The organism is Streptomyces sp. NBC_00490, from assembly GCF_036013645.1.
GTDB classification, from domain to species: domain Bacteria; phylum Actinomycetota; class Actinomycetes; order Streptomycetales; family Streptomycetaceae; genus Streptomyces; species Streptomyces canus_F.
Genome location: NZ_CP107869.1, coordinates 4,847,165 through 4,866,150 on the forward strand (window position 1 = coordinate 4,847,165; position 18,986 = coordinate 4,866,150).

General features: G+C 71.2%; 15 protein-coding genes and 1 pseudogene. 6 read left to right on the plus strand and 10 right to left on the minus strand.

Translation table 11 applies throughout. From position 1 onward, the window contains the following. The first annotated feature begins 96 nt into the window (after positions 1-96). The 3 genes from OG381_RS21810 (at position 97) to OG381_RS21820 (ending at position 3,115) form a co-directional block, all read left to right on the plus strand. Positions 97-1,008: an SDR family oxidoreductase gene (locus OG381_RS21810; protein ID WP_327717757.1), complete on the plus strand. Its 912-nt coding sequence runs from the start codon at positions 97-99 to the stop codon at positions 1,006-1,008. 37 nt (positions 1,009-1,045) lie between these two features. Continuing rightward, a complete protein-coding gene (locus OG381_RS21815; protein WP_327717758.1) occupies positions 1,046-1,636 on the plus strand; it encodes a DUF4240 domain-containing protein in 591 nt (196 codons plus the stop codon). Between the two features lie 450 nt (positions 1,637-2,086). Beyond that, a complete protein-coding gene (locus OG381_RS21820) occupies positions 2,087-3,115 on the plus strand; it encodes an isopenicillin N synthase family dioxygenase (RefSeq protein ID WP_327717759.1) in 1,029 nt (342 codons plus the stop codon). 72 nt (positions 3,116-3,187) lie between these two features. Here the strand turns inward: OG381_RS21820 and OG381_RS21825 are convergent, their stop codons facing one another. Continuing rightward, positions 3,188-4,300, minus strand: coding sequence for a citrate synthase 2 (locus OG381_RS21825; protein WP_327717760.1), 1,113 nt, complete (start codon positions 4,298-4,300; stop codon positions 3,188-3,190). Positions 4,301-4,605: 305 nt separating this feature from the next. Between OG381_RS21825 and pdxH the strand changes: the two genes are divergently transcribed. Beyond that, on the plus strand, positions 4,606-5,235 hold the full coding sequence (gene pdxH / locus OG381_RS21830; protein ID WP_327722525.1) for a pyridoxamine 5'-phosphate oxidase: 630 nt from the start codon (positions 4,606-4,608) through the stop codon (positions 5,233-5,235). A 13-nt stretch (positions 5,236-5,248) separates the two neighbouring features. Here the strand turns inward: pdxH and OG381_RS21835 are convergent, their stop codons facing one another. From OG381_RS21835 to OG381_RS21870, 8 genes are all read right to left on the minus strand, one after another. Further along, positions 5,249-5,863 carry a TetR/AcrR family transcriptional regulator gene (locus tag OG381_RS21835; RefSeq protein ID WP_266825600.1) on the minus strand — a complete coding sequence of 205 codons (615 nt, stop codon included), beginning with the start codon at positions 5,861-5,863 and terminating at the stop codon, positions 5,249-5,251. After that, positions 5,851-6,585: an enoyl-CoA hydratase family protein gene (locus OG381_RS21840; RefSeq protein ID WP_327717761.1), complete on the minus strand. Its 735-nt coding sequence runs from the start codon at positions 6,583-6,585 to the stop codon at positions 5,851-5,853. Before OG381_RS21840 ends, OG381_RS21835 begins: the two co-directional genes overlap by 13 nt. Continuing rightward, positions 6,582-8,150: a 4-coumarate--CoA ligase family protein gene (locus OG381_RS21845; protein ID WP_327717762.1), complete on the minus strand. Its 1,569-nt coding sequence runs from the start codon at positions 8,148-8,150 to the stop codon at positions 6,582-6,584. Before OG381_RS21845 ends, OG381_RS21840 begins: the two co-directional genes overlap by 4 nt. Before the next feature lie 17 nt (positions 8,151-8,167). Next, positions 8,168-9,301 (minus strand): acyl-CoA dehydrogenase family protein, encoded by a 1,134-nt coding sequence (locus tag OG381_RS21850; RefSeq protein WP_327717763.1) that lies wholly within the window; start codon positions 9,299-9,301, stop codon positions 8,168-8,170. 81 nt (positions 9,302-9,382) lie between these two features. Next, the gene (locus OG381_RS21855) at positions 9,383-11,233 is read right to left on the minus strand and encodes an acetyl/propionyl/methylcrotonyl-CoA carboxylase subunit alpha (protein ID WP_327722526.1); all 1,851 of its coding nucleotides are present in this window, start codon (positions 11,231-11,233) and stop codon (positions 9,383-9,385) included. 26 nt (positions 11,234-11,259) lie between these two features. Then, on the minus strand, positions 11,260-12,858 hold the full coding sequence (locus OG381_RS21860; RefSeq protein WP_327717764.1) for an acyl-CoA carboxylase subunit beta: 1,599 nt from the start codon (positions 12,856-12,858) through the stop codon (positions 11,260-11,262). After that, entirely contained in the window at positions 12,855-14,525 is a 1,671-nt protein-coding gene (locus OG381_RS21865) for an acyclic terpene utilization AtuA family protein (RefSeq protein WP_327717765.1), read from the minus strand. Before OG381_RS21865 ends, OG381_RS21860 begins: the two co-directional genes overlap by 4 nt. Next, positions 14,522-15,316: a TIGR03084 family metal-binding protein gene (locus OG381_RS21870; protein WP_327717766.1), complete on the minus strand. Its 795-nt coding sequence runs from the start codon at positions 15,314-15,316 to the stop codon at positions 14,522-14,524. The genes OG381_RS21865 and OG381_RS21870 overlap by 4 nt, the downstream gene beginning before the upstream one ends. Positions 15,317-15,469: 153 nt before the next feature. On the opposite strand from OG381_RS21870, the pseudogene OG381_RS21875 reads away from it, so the two are divergent. Together OG381_RS21875 and OG381_RS21880 are read left to right on the plus strand one after the other, a co-directional pair. After that, positions 15,470-16,314 (plus strand): annotated as a pseudogene (locus OG381_RS21875) (helix-turn-helix domain-containing protein). Next, entirely contained in the window at positions 16,274-16,552 is a 279-nt protein-coding gene (locus OG381_RS21880; protein ID WP_327717767.1) for a DUF397 domain-containing protein, read from the plus strand. Before OG381_RS21875 ends, OG381_RS21880 begins: the two are co-directional and overlap by 41 nt. Here the strand turns inward: OG381_RS21880 and OG381_RS21885 are convergent. After that, the gene (locus tag OG381_RS21885) at positions 16,509-18,956 is read right to left on the minus strand and encodes a hypothetical protein (RefSeq protein ID WP_327717768.1); all 2,448 of its coding nucleotides are present in this window, start codon (positions 18,954-18,956) and stop codon (positions 16,509-16,511) included. The two genes, OG381_RS21880 and OG381_RS21885, sit on opposite strands and share 44 nt — an antisense overlap. Between the last annotated feature and the right edge of the window lie 30 nt (positions 18,957-18,986).

Sequence of the window (18,986 nt, forward strand, 5' to 3'; positions counted from 1 at the left end):
CGTATTGCTCGATGAGAAACAGGCTTTGGACGCGGACGGCGCCTGCTCCGGACGATGAGGACACCCAGACACATCCCTCTGTTCGGAGGCATCACCATGCGCGTTTTCGTCACCGGCGCCAGCGGGTTCGTCGGTTCCGCCGTCGTACGCGAACTCCTCGACGCGGGTCACCGGGTCGTCGGCCTCGCCCGCTCCGACTCCTCCGCCGCGGCGCTGACGGCCGCGGGGGCCGAGGTGCACCGCGGCGACCTCGACGATCTCGACAGCCTCCGCCGTGGCGCGGCGGCGGCGGACGGCGTCATCCACACGGCCTTCAAGCACGACTTCTCCGACATCGCCGCCTCGGGCGCGATCGACCTGCACGCCATCGAGGCGATGGGCGCGGCACTCGAAGGCACCGGCAAGCCCCTCGTGACGACCTCGGTGTTCCTGGTCCCGCCGGGTTTGTTCGCCACGGAGGAGGACCCGGCCGACCCGGTGTCCGTGGCACCCTTCCGCGTGCCCTCCGAGGAAGCCACCCTCGCCCTCGCCGAACGCGGCGTACGCGCCACGCTCGTCCGCCTCCCTCCGTCGGTCCACGGCCGCGGCGACGGGGCGTTCGTCCCCCAGCTGATCGACATCGCCCGCGACCGGGGCGTGTCGGCCATGGTCGGCGACGGCGCGAACCACTGGCCCGCCGTCCACCGCCTCGACGCGGCCCGCCTGTTCCGGCTGGCCCTGGAGAAGGCCCCGGCGGGCATCCGCCTGCACGCGATCGACGACGAGGGTGTGCCCTTCCACGCCCTCGCGACCGCCATAGGCCACGGACTGGGCCTCCCGGTCGTCCGGCTGTCCCCCACCGAAGCCGCCGCCCACTTCGGCTGGATCAGCCACTTCGTCTCCCTGAACCTCCAGGCGTCCAGCGCCCTGACACGGCAGCGGCTGGGCTGGAAGCCGGAGGAGGCGGGACTGCTCGCGGACCTGGCGGAGGGCCACTACTTCGAGGACGGGCGGACGAGCAAGCTCTGAGAGGCCGTTGTCAGACCCTCCTGCCACAGTTCCCGCCATGGACACGGACGAGTTCTGGAGCATCGTCGAGACAGCGCGCTCGAACACGACGGAAGACCTGCCCTTCCACGAGGCACTGGTCGACCTGCTGGCCCGCCGCTCGCCGCAGGACATCCTGCGGTACCAGGAGCGCTTCGACGCGCTCCACGGCGCCGTCCACCGCTGGGACGTGTGGGCCGCCGCCTATCTCATCGGCGGGGGCTGCTCCGACGACAGCTTCACGGACTTCCGTGCGGGGCTGATCGCCCAGGGGCGCGAGTGGTACGAGCGGGCGGCCGCCGTGCCGGACAGCCTCGCGGATCACGCCGAGGTCATCGGCGCGGCCGCCGACTTCGAGGACCGGGCCGTCTTCTACGAGGACGCCAACTACTGCGCCTCGGACGCGTACGAGCGGATCACCGGGGACGGCGAGGCCTTCTACGAGGCCTGGAGACAGTACGCGGCGGATCGTCCCGAGACCCGCGCCGCGACCGACATGGGCGAGGACTTCGACTTCGACGACGATGACGAGATGCGGCGACGGCTGCCCCGGCTCGCCTTGCTCTTCCTTTCCGAAAAAGCGGTTGATCGGACGCCGACCGGTTCTTAGGGTGGGTTCATCGCTGAAAGGAGGTGATCGGGTTAATGAGTGACACCCGGGCGCGAGAGGTGGCTGCGGGCTAGCGGCCTGCCACCACACCAAGTGCGGTGCCGGACCAGCGTGTGCGAGAAACACGCAGCCGGCCAATCCAACGCAGTCACCCGACCCGCAAGCTCGCCGGTAAGTCCGGCCGGCTCCCCGCTCAGGCGGTGGAACCCGAGCTTGCGGGTCGTCTGCGTTCCTGGAAAATTTTCGTAAGTGATCTGCGACACCCGCGTTTCTTGCGGCGCGCAGTACGCTGACCTCATGCTTTCGCTCGTTCGACGCCGCCACGTGGACTACGTCCGCGTCACGAGCATGGGCTGTCGACGCTCCATCTGAGCTTCCGGCCCCTTTCTGACGCAGCCACCCGCTGCCGTTCCCCACTTTGCTCCCCTCCTCTTTCTGTGGACGAACTCCATGACGAACGTGTCGACGCATCCGTCGTACCAGCAGCTCCCGATCATCGATCTCTCCGCCGCCGACCGCGGCCCCCAAGCCCGTGCGCTGCTTCATGCCCAGCTGCACAGCGCCGCCCATGACGTGGGGTTCTTCCAGCTCGTCGGGCATGGGGTCGGCCCGGAGGAGACCAGCTCCCTGCTCTCCGCCATGCGGAAGTTCTTCGCGCTTCCCGAAGCGGAGCGGCTCGCCCTCGACAACGTCCGCTCGCCGCACTTCCGCGGGTACACGCGGACCGGCGACGAGCGGACCGGCGGCAGCAGGGACTGGCGGGATCAGCTCGACATCGGGGCCGAGCGGGAGGCCCGCATACCGGGCGCCGACGAGCCTGCCTACTGGTGGCTCCAGGGGCCCAACCAGTGGCCCGGCTCACTGCCCGAGCTGCGGACCGCCGCGCTGGGGTGGGTCGAGCGGCTCAGCTCCGTCGCCGAGCGGCTGCTGCACGAGCTGCTCGCCTCCATCGGGGCGCCCGCCGACTTCTACGACCCGATCTTCGGGGCGCACGCCCATCCGCATCTGAAGCTCGTGCGGTATCCGGGCAGTGCGGGGGACGGGGCCGATCAGGGGGTCGGTGCCCACAAGGACTACGGGTTCCTGACCCTGCTGCTCCAGGACCGGGTCGGCGGACTCCAGGTGGAGCGTGAGGACGGGCGGTTCCACGATGTGCCGCCGCTGGACGGGGCGTTCGTCGTGAACCTCGGTGAGCTGCTGGAGGTGGCCACCAACGGGTATCTCGTCGCCACGAACCACCGGGTCGTCTCCCCGCCCGGGGCGACCGAGCGGTTCTCCGTCCCGTTCTTCTACAACCCGCGTCTCGACGCGCGCGTGGAGCCGCTGGCCTTCCCGTACGCCTCCGCCGCGCCCGGTGTCTCCGACGACCCCACCAACCCGCTGTTCGCGGAGTACGGCTACAACGAGCTCAAGGGCAAGCTGCGGGCACACCCGCTGGTGGCGGAGCGCCACCACGGCGACTTGCTGACTCCGGCCTGACTCACTCACCCGAGGAGCGCGGGCGACCGGCCACATACGGCCCGCAGCCGCCCGCGCCCCCCAGGCACCCTCTCAGTGAGCGATGTCCTCGTATCCCGGGACGTCCTGCGGCGTACGCGACCCCGGCCCCACGTACCGCGCGGAGGGCCGCACGAGCCGCCCCGTCCGCTTCTGTTCCAGGATGTGCGCCGACCAGCCGGCCGTGCGCGCGCACGTGAACATCGACGTGAACATGTGGGCCGGCACCTCGGCGAAGTCGAGGACGATGGCCGCCCAGAACTCGACGTTGGTCGCGAGCACCCGGTCGGGGCGGCGGGCGTGCAGTTCGGCCAGGGCCGCCTTCTCCAGGGCTTCGGCGACCTCGAAGCGGGGCGCGCCCAGCTCACGGGCCGTGCGCCGCAGCACGCGCGCGCGGGGGTCCTCGGCGCGGTAGACGCGGTGGCCGAAGCCCATCAGGCGCTCGCCCTTGTCGAGGGCCTGCTTGACGTAGGCGTCGGCGTCGCCGGTGCGCTCGATCTCCTCGATCATGTGCAGGACACGGGAGGGGGCGCCGCCGTGCAGCGGGCCGGACATGGCTCCCACGGCGCCCGAGAGGGCGGCGGCGACGTCCGCGCCGGTGGAGGCGATGACGCGGGCCGTGAAGGTGGAGGCGTTCATGCCGTGCTCGGCGGCGGACGTCCAGTAGGCGTCGACCGCGGCGACGTGCTTGGGGTCGGGTTCACCGCGCCAGCGGATCATGAAGCGTTCGACGACGGACTGGGCCTTGTCGATCTCGCTCTGCGGGACCATGGGGCGGCCCTGGCCGCGGGCGGACTGGGCGACGTACGACAGGGCCATGACGGCCGCCCGGGCGAGGTCGTCGCGGGCCTGGGCCTCGTCGATGTCGAGGAGGGGTTTCAGGCCCCAGACGGGGGCGAGCATCGCGAGTGCGGACTGGACGTCCACGCGGATGTCTCCGGAGTGCACGGGGATCGGGAAGGGCTCGGCGGGCGGCAGGCCGGGGCGGAAGGCGCCGTCGACGAGCAGGCCCCAGACGTTGCCGAACGAGACGTTGCCGACGAGGTCCTCGATGTCGACGCCCCGGTACCGCAGGGCGCCGCCTTCCTTGTCCGGTTCGGCGATCTCCGTCTCGAACGCGACGATTCCTTCGAGGCCAGGTACGAAACCGGGGTCGAGGTCGGACATCAGGCGGCTCCTCATGATGTGTGCGACGGGTGTCGGGGGCGGTGTGGGGGCGACCGGCGGAGGGGACGGCTCCGGATGGTCGGTCGGCCCTGTGATGCCCCGTACGGCGGGTGGTCACCCCACCGCGGCGACATCTGCACCATATCCCCGAGTGCCACCTTTGGGGAGTACTTGCGGCACTGAGTGCCACCCCTGTGCGGTGGGCCCCGACCGGTTCTCCGGCGGATTCCATACGGCAAGATGACGGCGTGACCGACGCAGACGCCGTCTCCCGCGACCCCGTTCCGTTCCCCGATCCCGCCGCCATGCGCAAGCAGTACCGGGCCGAGGGGCTCGCCGAGACCGACCTCGCCGCCACCCCCGTGGGGCAGTTCGCGCGCTGGTTCAAGCAGGCCGCGACGGAGGCCCAGCTGTTCGAGCCGAACGCCATGGTGGTCTCCACGGCGGACGCGGAGGGCCGGCCCACCTCTCGTACGGTGCTGCTGAAGCAGTTCGACGAGCAGGGGTTCGTGTTCTACACGAACTACGACTCCCGCAAGGCGCGTGACCTCTCCGAGAATCCGTACGTCTCGCTGCTCTTTCCGTGGCATCCGATGGCCCGGCAGGTCGTCGTCACGGGTGTCGCGCGCCGTACCGGGCGGGACGAGACCGCCGCGTACTTCCGGACCCGGCCGCACGGTTCGCAGCTCGGGGCGTGGGCCAGCGCCCAGTCGTCGGTGATCGCGACCCGGGCGGACCTGGAGGCGTCGTACGCCGAGCTCGAAGCCCGCTATCCGGAGGGCGAGCAGGTGCCGGTGCCGCCGAACTGGGGTGGGTTCCGGGTGGCTCCGCGGACGGTGGAGTTCTGGCAGGGCCGGGAGAACCGGCTGCACGACCGGCTGCGGTACGTGGCGGAGCCGGACGGGAGCTGGCGGGTGGAGAGGCTCAGCCCCTGAGCAGTCGGGGCGCTCAGCCCAGCGCGTCGTCCAGCAGTACGGCCCACTGGGCGACGACGCGTTCCCGGCGCCCCGCGTCGTCCGTGAGCAGGTTGGCCAGCCCCAGGCCCCGGGCCATGTCCAGCAGTCCCTGGACCGTCTCCCGTACCCCGGGCCTGGACTCGTCCGCGCCCAGGAGCTCGACCGCGATGCGGTGGGTCTCGCGGCCGACGCGGGCCTCCAGTTCCGTCACGTTGGGGCGGAGCTGGTCCTCGTTGGAGGCGGCGACCCACAGGTGCAGGGCGGCGCGGAAGAGGGGGCCGGTGTAGAGGTCGACGAGGGCTGCGACCACGGTCCGCCGGTCGGCCGTCGTGCCCTGCGGGAAGAGCGCCCGCAGAGCCGTCGAGCGTTCCTCCGCCACGTACTCCACCGCCGCCGTGAACAGGTCCTCCCGGGTCGGGAAGTGGTGCTGGGCGGCGCCTCGGGAGACGCCCGCGCGTTCGGCGACGACGGACACCGTGGAGCCCGCCCAGCCGTGTTCGGCGAGGCAGGCCACGGCGGCTTCCAGGAGCCGCTGCCGGGTGGCCCGGCTGCGGTCCTGTTTGGGAGTACGTTCCACACGGTCGCCGACCGTGCTCACAGCGCCCATGCGGGATCCCGTCGTTCCAGAAAGGCCGTCATGCCCTCGCGGGCCTGTGCGGAGGCGAACAGGCGGGCCGACGTCGCGGTGAGGTCGGCCGCGTCCCGGTCGAAGGCTTCCAGCACCCTAGCGGTGAGCAGCCGTTTCGTCTCCGCCAGGGCTTCGGGGGCCGCCTTGCGCAGGCCGTCCAGGAGGGGTTCCAGTACGTCGTCCACGGCGTCGCCCATCGCCGTCAGGAGGCCGATGCGGGCGGCCTCGGCGGCGTCGAAGCGTTCGCCGGTGAGGTAGTAGCGGGCAAGGGCGCGGGGGTCGGTGCGGGGCAGCAGCGGCAGGGAGATCACCGCGGGGGCGACCCCGATCCGTACCTCGGTGAAGGCGAAGCTCGACCCGGTGGCCGCCACCCCGATGTCGCAGGCCGCCAGCAGGCCCAGTCCGCCCGCGCGGACGTGGCCGGTGACCCGGGCCAGGACCGGTTTGGGCAGCTCGACGATCTGCCGCAGCAGCCCCACCAGCGCGTCCGGGTCGGGCGGGTCCTTCAGGTCGGCTCCCGCGCTGAACGTGTTCCCGGTGTGGGTGAGGACGATCGCGCGTACGTCCCCGTCCTTCCCCCCTTCGGCCAGGGCGGTCGCCAGCTCGCCCACCAGCGCGGCCGACAGGGCGTTGCGGTTGTGCGGCGAGTCGAGGGTGAGGGTCTCGATGCCCCGCGCGCGTGCGCGGCCGATCAGTGTCACTGGAGCTCCCTCAGTCGGCGGCGCAGGATCTTCCCGGAGGCGGCCCGCGGTACCCCGTCGATGAAGGTGACCTGGCGGACGCGTTTGTAGGGGGCGACGCGTTCGGCGACGTACATCATGACCTCTCCTTCGGAGAGGTCGGTGGCGGTGGGGCCGCGGACCACGTACGCGTGCGGGACCTCGTTGCCGTCGTCGTTGTAGACGCCGATGACGGCGGCGTCGGCGATGCCGGGGTGGGTGAGGAGGAGGGCCTCGAGTTCGGCCGGGGCGACCTGGAAGCCCTTGTACTTGATGAGTTCCTTGACCCGGTCGACGACGAACAGCCACCCGTCGGCGTCGGCGTGGCCGACGTCGCCGGTGTGCAGCCAGCCGTCGGCGTCGATCATGGCGGCGGTGGCGTCGGGGCGGCCCAGGTAGCCCTTCATGACCTGGGGGCCGCGGATGAGGATCTCGCCGTCCTCGCCGACGCCGACGTCCTTGTCGGGGTCGTCGAGGGAGACGATGCGCATCTCGGTTCCGGCGACGAGGCGGCCGACCGTGCCGGGGGGTGCGTGGCGCATGGCGGCCAGAGGGACGACGTGGGTGCCGGGCGAGAGTTCCGTCATGCCGTACGCCTGGCCCACGGGCGGCAGGTTCAGACGCTGCGAGCAGGCCTCGGCGAGCTTGGCGTCCAGGGGGGCGGCGGCGCTGATGATGTAGCGCAGCGTCGACAGGTCGTACTGGGTGACCAGCGGGTGCTTGGCGAGGGCCAGGACGATGGGCGGGGCGACGTACAGGCCGGTGATGCGGTGGTTCTGGATGGCCGCGAGGAAGGTCTCCAGGTCGAAGCGGGGCAGGACGACGACGGTGGCGCCGTTGCGCAGGGGCCCGTTCATGAGGGCCGTCAGACCGTAGATGTGGAAGAAGGGCAGTACGGCGAGGATGCGGTCGCCGGGGCCCACCGCGAGGGCGGGCGAGAGCTGGGCGAGGTTGGTGGCGAGCTGGCGGTGGGTGAGCATGACGCCCTTGGGGATGCCGGTCGTGCCCGAGGAGTACGGCAGTGCCGCCACGTCCTCCACGGGGTCGATGTCGATGACCGGTTCCGGGGCGGTCGAGCCCAGCATGTCGAGGAGCGAGCGGTGTCCCGGCGCGCTGTCGCAGACGAAGATCTCCTCGACGCCGCCCGCGAGTTCGGCCGCCCGGCGGGCCGTCTCCAGCAGTGGGGAGACGGTGACGATCCAGCGGGAGGCGGAGTCCTTGAGCTGCTTGGCGAACTCCTCCGGCGTGGCGAGCGGGTGCACGGTGGTGACGGTGGCCCCCGCGCGCGTGGCGGCGTAGAACGCCGTGGGGAACGCGATCGTGTTGGGGCTGTGCAGCGCGAGGACGTCCCCCTTGACCACCCCCGCCTCGGCGAGCCCCGCGGCGACGCGCCGGTGGAACACGTCCAGTTGGGCGTAGGTGAGGGTGGTGCCGTTCGTGCCGTCGACGAGGGCGGGGTTGTCGCCGAACTCGGCGGCGCGGCCCAGGACGGCCTCGTGGATGGGGAGTTCGACCGGGGGGACGTCTGCGTACTCGCTGCGGAACACGGTTCCTCCAAGACGGCCTAGTACGACTTGGGCAGGCCCAGGGTCTGGTGGGAGACGTAGTTGAGAATCATCTCCCGGCTCACCGGGGCAATACGAGCCACGCGCGAGGCCGTTATCAACGAGGCGAGCCCGAACTCCCGGGTGAGGCCGTTCCCGCCGAGGGTGTGCACGGCCTGGTCGACCGCCTTCACGCAGGCCTCCCCCGCCGCGTACTTCGCCATGTTGGCGGCCTCGCCCGCGCCGACGTCGTCGCCGGTGTCGTAGAGATGGGCCGCCTTCTGCATCATCAGGCGGGCCAGTTCGAGGTCGATGTGCGCCTGCGCCAAGGGGTGCGCGATGGCCTGGTGGGCGCCGATCGGGGCGTTCCAGACGGTGCGGTCGCGGGCGTACTCGACGGCTTTGGCGAGCGCGTGGCGGCCCATGCCGATCGCGAAGGCGGCCGTCATGATGCGTTCGGGGTTCAGGCCGGCGAAGAGCTGGAGCAGGCCCGCGTCCTCGTCTCCGACGAGTGCGTCGGCGGGGAGGCGTACGTCGTCGAGGGTCAGCTCGAACTGCTTCTCCACCGCCTGGAGTTCCATGTCGATCTGGCGGCGGGTGAAGCCTTCCGCGTCCCGGGGGACGATGAAGAGGCAGGGCTTGAGGCGGCCGGTACGGGAGTCCTCGGCGCGGCCGACGATGAGGGTGGCGTCGGCTATGTCGACGCCGGAGATGAAGACCTTGCGGCCGGTGAGGAGCCAGTCGGTGCCGTCCTTGCGGGCGGTGGTGGTGATGCGGTGGCTGTTGGAGCCGGCGTCGGGTTCGGTGATGCCGAAGGCCATGGTCCGGGTGCCGTCGGCGAGGGCGGGGAGCCAGTCCTGCTTCTGGGCTTCCGTGCCGAACCTGGCGATCACTGTGCCGCAGATGGCCGGGGAGACGACCATCATGAGCAGGGGGCATCCTGCGGCGCCGAGTTCTTCGAGGACGATCGAGAGTTCGGAGATGCCGCCGCCTCCGCCTCCGTACGCCTCGGGGAGGTTGACGCCGAGGTAGCCGAGTTTGGCTGCCTCGGACCAGAGTTGTTCGCGGTCGTAGGTGCGGCCGTGGCGTTTACCGAGGGCGGCTACTGCTGCTCGGAGGGCTTTGTGTTCTTCGGATTCGATCGTGGATGGCATGGGGCTCCTCCCGGGTGTGAGTTGTTTGTGGCTGGTCGCGCCCGCGCGGCGGTAGCCGCAAATTGATACAGCCCCGCGCCCCTAGGTGTCCTGCACTACTGCCAGCAATGAGCCGACCGTCACTTGTTGGCCAGGCACCACGTGCAGAGCCGTGAGCGTGCCTGTGAGCGGGGCTGTGATCTTGTGTTCCATCTTCATCGCCTCCAGCCACAGCAAGGGCTCTCCGGCCTTCACGGGCGCTCCCTCGGCCAAGCCCTCCGCGATCCTGACCACCGTTCCCGGCATCGGGGCCACCAACGAACCCGGGGCCAGCTGGGCCGTGGGGTCCGGGAAGCGGGGCAGGGCCCTGAGCCGGGTCGCGTTGACGTGCACCTCGTCGGCGTACCTCGTCACCTCGAACTTGCGCTGCACGCCCTCCACTTCGAGTACGACCAGACGCGCGTCCGCGTGCACGACGCGCACCCCGTCCGCTTCCAGGCCGTCGCGGGTGTGGCGGTAGCGGACCTCGTGCTCCTCGCCCGCGTGCTCGTAGCGCTTGGTCTGGGGCTGTGAGGGAACGTTGCGCCAGCCTCCGCCGAAGCGGGACGGGCGGCTTCGGGCGTCGGCGAGGGCCGCGGCCAGGGGGGCGTACGGGTCGGGGAGCGTCACCGTCAGGGACGGGAGGTGGCGGTCGTAGAACGCCGTGGTCATCGCCGCCGCCGTGAACTCCTCGTGGCGCAGGCTGCGGACCAGCAGGTCCCTGTTGGTGGTCGGGCCGTGGACCGTGGCCCGTTCCAGCGCGCCCGCCAGTTTGCGGAGTGCCTCCGTGCGGGTGGGGGCGTGGGCGATGACCTTGGCGAGCAGGGGGTCGTAGTGGACGCCGATCTCGGTGCCGTCGTCGTAGCCGGTGTCGAGGCGGACGGATTCCGGGACGGTCAGGCGGTGGAGGGTGCCCGTCTGGGGGGTCCAGTCGGTCGAGGGGTCCTCGGCGTAGAGGCGGGCCTCGACGGCGTGGCCACGCGCGCGTGGAGGGTGGTCCGCGTCCAGCGCGCGGCCCTCCGCCACCGCGATCTGGAGAGCCACCAGGTCCACGTCGAACACCGCCTCCGTCACCGGGTGTTCGACCTGGAGGCGGGTGTTCATCTCCAGGAACTGCGCCTTGTCGTCGGCGACGAGGAACTCGACGGTGCCGGCGCCCACGTAGTCGACCGCGCGGGCGGCGCGTACGGACAGCGCGTGCAGCTCGGCCACGAGGCCTTCGGAGAGTCCGGGGGCCGGGGACTCCTCGATGACCTTCTGGTGGCGGCGCTGGAGGGAGCAGTCGCGGGTGCCGAGCGCCCAGACCGTGCCGTGGGTGTCGGCGAGGATCTGGACCTCGACGTGGCGCCCGTTCTCTATGTACGGCTCCAGGAAGACCTCGCCGTCCCCGAAGGCGCTCGCGGCCTCGGCGCGGGCGCCCTCCAGTGCGGCGCTCAGCTCCTCCATGCGGCGCACGACCCGCATCCCGCGTCCCCCGCCACCCGCGGCCGCCTTCACCAGCAGGGGCAGATCGGCCTCGGTGGGCTCCCCCAGCGGCGCGAGGCCCATCAGCTCCTTCGCGCGCGTCTTGGACGCCATCGCCTCGATCGACGCGGGGCTCGGGCCGATCCACACCAGTCCCGCGTCCAGGACGGCGCGGGCGAAGTCCGCGTTCTCGGAGAGGAAGCCGTAGCCGGGGTGCACGGCGTCCGCGCCGGCCGCGACCGCCGCCTTCACGATCAGGTCGCCGCGCAGATACGTCTCCGCGGGGGTCACCCCCGGCAGCCGTACCGCCGTGTCGGCCACGCGCGCGTGGAGGGCGTTCGCGTCAGCGTCCGAGTGCACGGCGACCGTCCGGATTCCCAGCTCACGACAGGTGCGGAAGACGCGGCAGGCGATCTCGCCGCGGTTGGCGACCAGCACAGTCCCTATCAAGTGATCCCTCACATCCGTCACACCCCTCACATCCTGAAGACGCCGAAGCCGCCGCGCGCACCCTCGTACGGCGCCGTGTGGATGGCCGACAGGCACAGGCCGAGGACGGTACGGGTGTCGCGGGGGTCGATGACGCCGTCGTCGTAGAGCCGCCCGGACAGGAACATCGGCAGCGACTCGGACTCGATCTGCTGCTCCACCAGGGCCCGCAGAGCCGCGTCGCCCTCCTCGTCGTAGGGCTGTCCCTTCGCCGCCGCCGACTGCCGGGCCACGATCGACAGGACGCCCGCGAGCTGCTGCGGGCCCATCACGGCCGACTTGGCGCTGGGCCAGGCGAAGAGGAAGCGGGGGTCGTAGGCCCGCCCGCACATGCCGTAGTGCCCGGCGCCGTACGAGGCTCCCATCAGCACGGACAGGTGCGGGACGCGGGAGTTGGAGACCGCGTTGATCATCATCGCGCCGTGCTTGATGATGCCGCCCTGCTCGTACTCCTTGCCGACCATGTACCCGGTGGTGTTGTGCAGGAAGAGGAGCGGGATGTCCCGCTGGTTGGCCAGCTGGATGAACTGGGCCGCCTTCTGGGACTCCTCGCTGAACAGGACCCCCTGCGCGTTCGCCAGCACACCGACCGGATAGCCGTGCAGCGAGGCCCACCCCGTGGTCAGGCTGGTCCCGTACAGCGGCTTGAACTCGTCGAAGTCGGAGGCGTCGACGATCCGGGCGATGACCTCGCGCGGGTCGAAGGGCACCTTCAGATCGCCGGGGACGATCCCCAGCAGCTCCTCCGCGTCGTACTTGGGCGGCTCGGCCGGACCCGGATCGCCGTACGCCTTGCGGTGGTTGAGGCGTGCCACGACCCGGCGTGCCTGCCGCAGCGCGTCCTGCTCGTCGACGGCGAAGTAGTCGGCGAGGCCCGACACACGCGCGTGCATCTCCGCGCCGCCGAGGGACTCGTCGTCGCTCTCCTCCCCCGTGGCCATCTTCACCAGCGGCGGACCGCCCAGGAACACCTTCGCGCGCTCCTTGACCATGATCACGTGGTCGGACATGCCGGGAACGTACGCGCCTCCGGCGGTGGAGTTCCCGAAGACGACGGCGACCGTAGGGATCCCGGCGGCGGAGAGGCGGGTGAGGTCGCGGAAGATGGCCCCGCCGGGGATGAAGATCTCCTTCTGGGACGGCAGGTCGGCGCCCCCGGACTCCACCAGGCTGATGCAGGGCAGCCGGTTGGCGAGCGCGATGTCGTTCGCGCGCAAGGCCTTCTTCAGCGACCAGGGGTTGCTGGCGCCTCCGCGCACGGTCGGGTCGTTCGCGGTGATCAGGCACTCCACGCCCTCGACGACCCCGATGCCGGTGACCAGGGAGGCGCCCACGGTGTAGTCGCTGCCCCAGGCGGCGAGCGGGGACAGCTCCAGGAAGGGCGTGTCGGGGTCGAGGAGCAGCTCGATGCGCTCACGGGCGAGCAGCTTGCCGCGCCCCCGGTGCCGTTGGACGTACTTCTCGCCGCCGCCCGCGAGGGCCTTGGCGTGCTCGGTGTCCAGTGCGGTGAGCTTGGCGAGCATGGTCTCGCGGTGGGCGCGGTAGTCGGGGCCGTTGGTGTCCAGCGCCGACGACAGGACGGTCACAGCAGCTCCTCCGGGATGTCCAGGTGGCGGGAGCGCAGCCATTCGCCGAGGGCTTTGGCCTGCGGGTCGAAGCGGTGCTGGGCGGCGACGCCGGCGCCGAGGATGCCCTCGACGACGAAGTTGAGGGCGCGCAGGCCCGGGAGGGTGTGCCGGGTGACGGGCAGGTCGGCGGTCTCCGGGAGGAGTCCGCGGAATCGGTCGACGCTCAGCGCGTGCGCGAGCCAGCTCCAGGCCTCGTCGGTCCGTGCCCAGACCCCCACGTTGGCGTTCCCGCCCTTGTCGCCGCTGCGGGCGCCGACGACGAGCCCGAGAGGAGCGCGGCGCGTGGGCCCCGCCGGAAGGGGCTCGGGCAGCGGCGGCACCGGCACGTCTTCCAGTACGACGGTCTCCTGGGCCGGTGCCACGGACACCCGCCGCCCGTCATGGAGGACCGCGACATGGGGCACGGCCCCCTGGGGGACGTACACATCCTCGAAGACCCCATAAGGCGCGCCCTTTCCAGGTGGCGCCAGCACATGGAAGCCGGGGTAGCTCGCCAGCGCGAGCTCGATGGCGGCCCCGCTGAGCGCCCGTCCCACGGCCTCCTGGTCCGGGTCCCGTACGACGAGCCGCAGCAGCGCGCTGGCGGTCTCCTCGGTGTCGGCGTCGGGGCGGTCGGTGCGGACGAGGTCCCAGCGCACCTCGCTCACCTTGCCGAGGGCAGCCTCCAACTGCCCCTTCACCAGTGCCGCCTTGGCCTCGATGTCGAGCCCGGTCAGCACGAAGGAGACCTCGTTGCGGAAGCCGCCGAGCCGGTTGAGGCCGACCTTGAGCGTGGGCGGCGGGGGCTCGCCGCCCACACCGTCGATGCGGACGCGGTCGGGGCCGTCCTGGGTGAGGCGGACCGTGTCGAGGCGGGCGGTGACGTCGGGGCCCGCGTACCGGGCGCCGCCCGTCTCGTACAGGAGCTGCGCGGTCACCGTGCCGACGTCGACGAAGCCGCCGGTGCCGGGGTGTTTGGTGATGACCGCCGTGCCGTCCTCGTGGAGCTCGGCGAGGGGGAAGCCGGGGCGTCGGACGTCCCCCTCCCGGAAGAAGGAGTAGTTCCCGCCGGTCGCCTGCGTCCCGCACTCCAGCACATGCCCGGCGACGACGGCCCCCGCCAGCCGGTCGTACTCCCCGGGCCCCCACCCGAAGTGCGCGGCGGCGGGCCCGGTGACCAGGGCCGCGTCCGTCACGCGCCCGGTGACCACGACGTCGGCGCCCTCGCGCAGACAGGCGGCGATACCGAAGCCGCCGAGGTAGGCGTGGGCGGCGAGGCTGCCGGGGTGCTGTGCGGTGAGGTCGTCGCCCTCGACGTGGGCGACGCGGACCGGGATGCCGAGCCGGTCCGCCAACTCCCGCACCCGTTCGGCGAGTCCGGCCGGGTTGAGGCCGCCGGCGTTGGCCACGAGCTTGACGCCCCGCTCGTGGGCGAGAGCTAGCGAGTCCTCGAGCTGGCGCAGAAAGGTACGGGCGTAACCGGCGCCGGGGTCCTTCAGGCGGTCGCGGCCGAGGATGAGCATGGTCAGTTCGGCGAGGTAGTCGCCGGTGAGAACGTCGAGTTCACCGCCGGTGAGCATCTCGCGCAGGGCGTCGAACCGGTCGCCGTAGAAGCCGGAGGCGTTGCCGATACGCAGAGTCCTCACCCGGCCGCCCCCTTCGGCGGGCGTCCGCCTCCCGGTGGGCCCGCGAAGGCCTGGGCGATGTCGAGCCAGCGGTCGGCGTCGGAGCCTTCGGCGCACAGGGCGAGGTCGGTGCGGTGGGCCCGGTGGGTGACCAGGAGGCAGAAGTCGAGGGCGGGGCCGGTGACGCGGTCGGTGGCGTTCTCGGGGCCGTAGATCCACAACTCGCCGGAAGGGGCGGTGAGTTCGATACGGAACTCCTCGAACGGCGGAGTGAGTCCGTGCACGCCGAAGGAGTAGTCGCGCGTGCGGACACCGAGCCGGGCGATATGGCTCAGCCGGTCGGTGGGGGTACGGGTCACGCCCAGCGCGTCCGCCACGTCCAGTCCGTGCGCCCAGGTCTCCATGAGACGGGCGGTGGCCATGGAGGCGGTGGACATGGGCGGGCCGTACCAGGGGAAACGGGCGCCGTCGGGGGCGGCCCGCAGGGCGTCGGCCAGGTCCTCACGTCCCGCGCGCCAGTAGGCGAGCAGCCGCGCCGGGGGCTTCCCGGCACCCTCCTCGGCCCCGTTGTCCACGAAGTCCCCGGGTGCGGCGAGCGCCTTCTCGACCTCGCGGGAGAAGGCGTCCTGATCGGTCACCGCCAGCAGCGAGGAGTGGTCGGTCCAGGCGAGGTGGGCGATCTGGTGGGCGATGCTCCAGCCGGGGGCGGGCGTCGCGAGCCGCCACTGCTCGGGGCTCAACTCGGCCACGAGCAGGTCGAGCTCCTCGCTTTCGGCGCACAGATCGTCGATGACGGGCGTCGGGTCTGCCATGGAGCGAGGATGTCAGCGGTCCCAAAAACAAGCAAGCGTGCTTGCATGAAAATGTGCGGCCCTTAGGTCTGCCATTGACGGCACCCGACTTTTCCACAAGTCGGGATCTCTGCGCATTCGTCTGGCTACTCTCAGTCATGGGAGGTGGTCGGCATGCGGATCCGTGAACTCGACCCCAGCGCATCGCCGTTGGACTACTACGGCTACGAGTTGCGCCGCGTACGGGAGGAGGCGGGGCTGACGCTGGCGCAGCTCGGGGCGATCGTGTTCTGTACCGGGTCGCTGATCGGGCAGATCGAGACGGCGGCGAAGGTGCCGCAGCGGGAGTTCTCCGAGCGGGTGGACGCGGCGATGGGGACGGACGGGATGTTCTCGCGGCTGGTGGGGCTGGTGCTGCGGAGTCAGTTGCCGAACTGGTTTCAGCCGTATGCGGAGATGGAGGCGAAGGCGGGGTTCATCTCGACGTACCAGGCTCAGTTGGTGCACGGGCTTCTACAGACCGAGGCGTACGCCCGTGCTGTGCTCAGCACGCGGGAGGAGGGCAACCTCGACGGCCGGGTCGCAGCGCGGCTGGACCGACAGCGCATCCTGGAGCGGGACCAACCTCCCGTGACATGGGTGGTGTTGAGCGAGGCAGTACTCCAGCAAAAGGTCGGCGGGCCGAAAGTCATGCGACAGCAACTGGCCCACCTGCTGTCGCTGCAGAAGCGACGTGGCTGGAGATCCAAGTGCTGCCTTTCGAGGCCGGGGCACACACGGGACTGATGGGCTCGTTCACGCTTCTGCGCTTCGCCAGTGACCCGGACATCGTGTACACCGAGGACTTCGTCCAGGGCCACATGACGGCCAATCCTGAAGCCGTCAGAGAAGGCATGGTCCGTTACGATCATCTTCAAGCCGCCGCGCTCTCCGTGGACGACTCGGCGGCGCTGATCGCCCGTGTGATGGAGGAGCGGTATGGCAACCAACCTGAACATGACGGGCGCGATATGGCGTAAGTCCTCGTACAGCGGGGACACCGGCGGCGAGTGCGTCGAATGCGCCCCGCTCGGCAGCGCCTCCTGGCGTAAGTCGTCGTACAGCGGTAGCAGTGGCGGTGATTGCGTCGAGGTCGCCCGCCTCACCCCCCACATCGCCGTCCGTGACTCCAAGAACCCCCGTGCCGGAGTCCTCTCCGTGACCCCCGAAGCCTTCACTCACTTTGTGAGGGCAGCCGGCGGCGGTGTCCTCCGCTGACGCGTGACGGTGGGACGGCCGGAGGCGTCGGCTGCTGTGCCGCGGCGAGACCTTCGAGAAGGTCCCTGCGGATCGGGCGGAGGCCCGGTGCGCGTCGGTAGCCGAGGTGGCGTTCCAGGGGCCAGAAGACGGGCTGGCCCGTAGTGCGTCCCGGTTCTGTCGTGGTGGGCTCGGCCGTCGGGTCCACCCCGTCCTTCCACTCCACGTCCCCGAATGTGCCGTTCTCCGTGGCGCCCCCGACGACGGGTCCCGCCAGTACGTCGGTGGTGCGGTGGATGTTGATCCAGGCGTGCAGCTTCCGCAGGGCGTCGATCGAGTCGCCGGGCGCGTAGCCGGGGTAGTGGCGCCGGAACACCACACCGACCGGGCTGCCCGTGGTCAACAGGGCGATACGCCATCGCAGCTTGGGCCGTACCTGCCACAGGGCGGCCACGGCGATCACGGATCCCATGGAGTGGGCCTGGATCAGCAGGCGGCGGCGGTCGTTCTCGTCCAGCAGGTACTCGATCCGGTGCACGAGTTCGGGCACGGTGCGCACCGCCCAGGCCGCCGGGGTGAACGGGTGCGCCGCACGCGGCCAGAACGCGCCGAACGCCCAGGCCAGCCCCGCGTTCCGGCGCATCTCGGGCCGCAGCACGATGGCGCGTACGGCGAACACGGCCACCGCGACAAGGCCCACCAGGATGACGGCCCCGAGCGTCGTCAGCTGCTGGAGTACGTCGACCATGACGTCTCGTACGCCGGCCAGCCAGGAGCCGTCGCCGACCCAGTAGGCCCCGTACATGGCGCAGGTCAGGAGGACGACCAGGACCGCGAGGGTGGCCAGGCCGCGGTCGTACCAGATCAGGGCGCGGACTCCGGCGTACTCCGCGAACCGCAGCCTTTTCCACTGGCGTTGGTTGTCGAGGATGTCGTCCGGGTCCGCCTCGGGACCGGGACCGGGGGCGGGGGCGGGGGGCGAGACGTTCCGCAGCCAAGGCCGGCGCAGGGCGATGCACGTGGCCGCGATCGCGCCCACCGCCACGCCGAGCAGCACGACCAGCGGGAAGGCCGCCGCGACCACCTGGACGGCCCGCGGGATGAGGGCCGCGTACGGGTCGCCGTCTGGGGTGAGCCAGCCCTGGAGCCACAGGGAGAACGCCGCGGTGTACAGCCAGCCCACGAAGCAGGCCAGCACTCCCACCACGGGTCCCAGCAGCCCGAACAGGGTCGTCCTCGACGCCGAACCGGTCTCTCCGCGGACCATGGCGAGACAGGCGACGACCATGAGCACGAGTCCGACGCCCTGGGCGATGACCACGTAGTTCGCCTCCGCGCCCATGCCGGGCAGCATCGTGGAGCGCTCGCGGGCGGCGTCCCAGTCCCGGGAGGGCACCGCGCAGCACACCATGGCACCGACCGTCACCGCCAGGCACCCGCCGACGGCCCCCTTCGCGTACCGCAGGGGCCAGCGAAGCCGGTGCCGTGGAGTGACCATGGTTCCTTCGCGCTGGACGTAGCTGGCGCGGAAGTACGGGCCGTCGATCACCACGAGGACGGCGATCACCAGGATCAGCACGAACAGGGTCAGGGCCGGGGTGGCGTCGCCCTCGCGCAGGTCGTACTGGAGCGGCGGGACGATGAGCAGCATGGCCACCGTGAGCAGTCCCGCGCACAGGTGCCGTGTGGTCAGGCCCTTGGCCCGCGTGTTGTGCTCCCAGAAGCCGCGGACCTCCAGGGGGCGCCGGGTGTGGTGTCCGTTGCGCCGGTGCCGGTCCTCCTCCTCGGCCCGTTCGTAGGTCTCGCGCGCGGCGGTCCTGAGCACCGGGCGGTACTCGCGTTTGGCGTCCCGGGCGCTGAACGCCATCAGGGTGCCGACGACCAGAGGCGCGAGGGCCGCGAGGGCGAGGGCCGTCCCGGTGTCCGGCTCGCGGGCCGCGGTCACCGCGAAGTTGCCCGAGACGCACTCGGCGGTCTCGGCCCCGCACTGCCAGACGACCTGGTCCATGGCCGCCTGCCCGAAGACGCCGACCAGCATCACCGTCAGGGAGAGTCCGAGCAGCCGCGCTCCGAAGCTGTACAGGGAGCCCTGCCATGAGCGTTCCGGTAAGCGTGGCTGCATCCACGTCACCAGGTTGATGACGAGAAAGGGCAGCAGGAAGAGCCAGGCGGCCCGGCCGGCCCCGCCGATCAGGAGCCGGGGCCAGTCGTACACCTCCCGCAGGGGGCGCGGCCCGTCCGTGTCCTCCTCGGCGGGCCGGTACCAGCCCGCGCTGTCGTCCCCGCTCACCTGACGTACACCGGGCGGCCGGAGAACCTCCTCGCGGTCCACGACGCCGGTGCCGGGTATGACCAGTTCGATCAGTTCGACCGGCTCCGGCGGGGGTGGTTCGCCGACGGGCGCGCCCGGTGTTCCGTTGTCCATGAGAGCTCAGGGTGAGGCTGCCGACAGCCG

Bases quoted from the DNA above. Each gene is read 5' to 3' on its own strand.
- OG381_RS21815 (WP_327717758.1), top strand. From the start codon at position 1,046: ATGGACACGGACGAGTTCTGGAGCATCGTCGAGACAGCGCGCTCGAAC.
- OG381_RS21885 (WP_327717768.1), bottom strand. From the start codon at position 18,956: ATGGACAACGGAACACCGGGCGCGCCCGTCGGCGAACCACCCCCGCCG.
- pdxH (WP_327722525.1), top strand. From the start codon at position 4,606: ATGCGCAAGCAGTACCGGGCCGAGGGGCTCGCCGAGACCGACCTCGCC.
- OG381_RS21850 (WP_327717763.1), bottom strand. From the start codon at position 9,301: ATGCCATCCACGATCGAATCCGAAGAACACAAAGCCCTCCGAGCAGCA.
- OG381_RS21880 (WP_327717767.1), top strand. From the start codon at position 16,274: ATGGCAACCAACCTGAACATGACGGGCGCGATATGGCGTAAGTCCTCG.
- OG381_RS21835 (WP_266825600.1), bottom strand. From the start codon at position 5,863: ATGGGCGCTGTGAGCACGGTCGGCGACCGTGTGGAACGTACTCCCAAA.
- OG381_RS21825 (WP_327717760.1), bottom strand. From the start codon at position 4,300: ATGTCCGACCTCGACCCCGGTTTCGTACCTGGCCTCGAAGGAATCGTC.
- OG381_RS21810 (WP_327717757.1), top strand. From the start codon at position 97: ATGCGCGTTTTCGTCACCGGCGCCAGCGGGTTCGTCGGTTCCGCCGTC.
- OG381_RS21820 (WP_327717759.1), top strand. From the start codon at position 2,087: ATGACGAACGTGTCGACGCATCCGTCGTACCAGCAGCTCCCGATCATC.
- OG381_RS21870 (WP_327717766.1), bottom strand. From the start codon at position 15,316: ATGGCAGACCCGACGCCCGTCATCGACGATCTGTGCGCCGAAAGCGAG.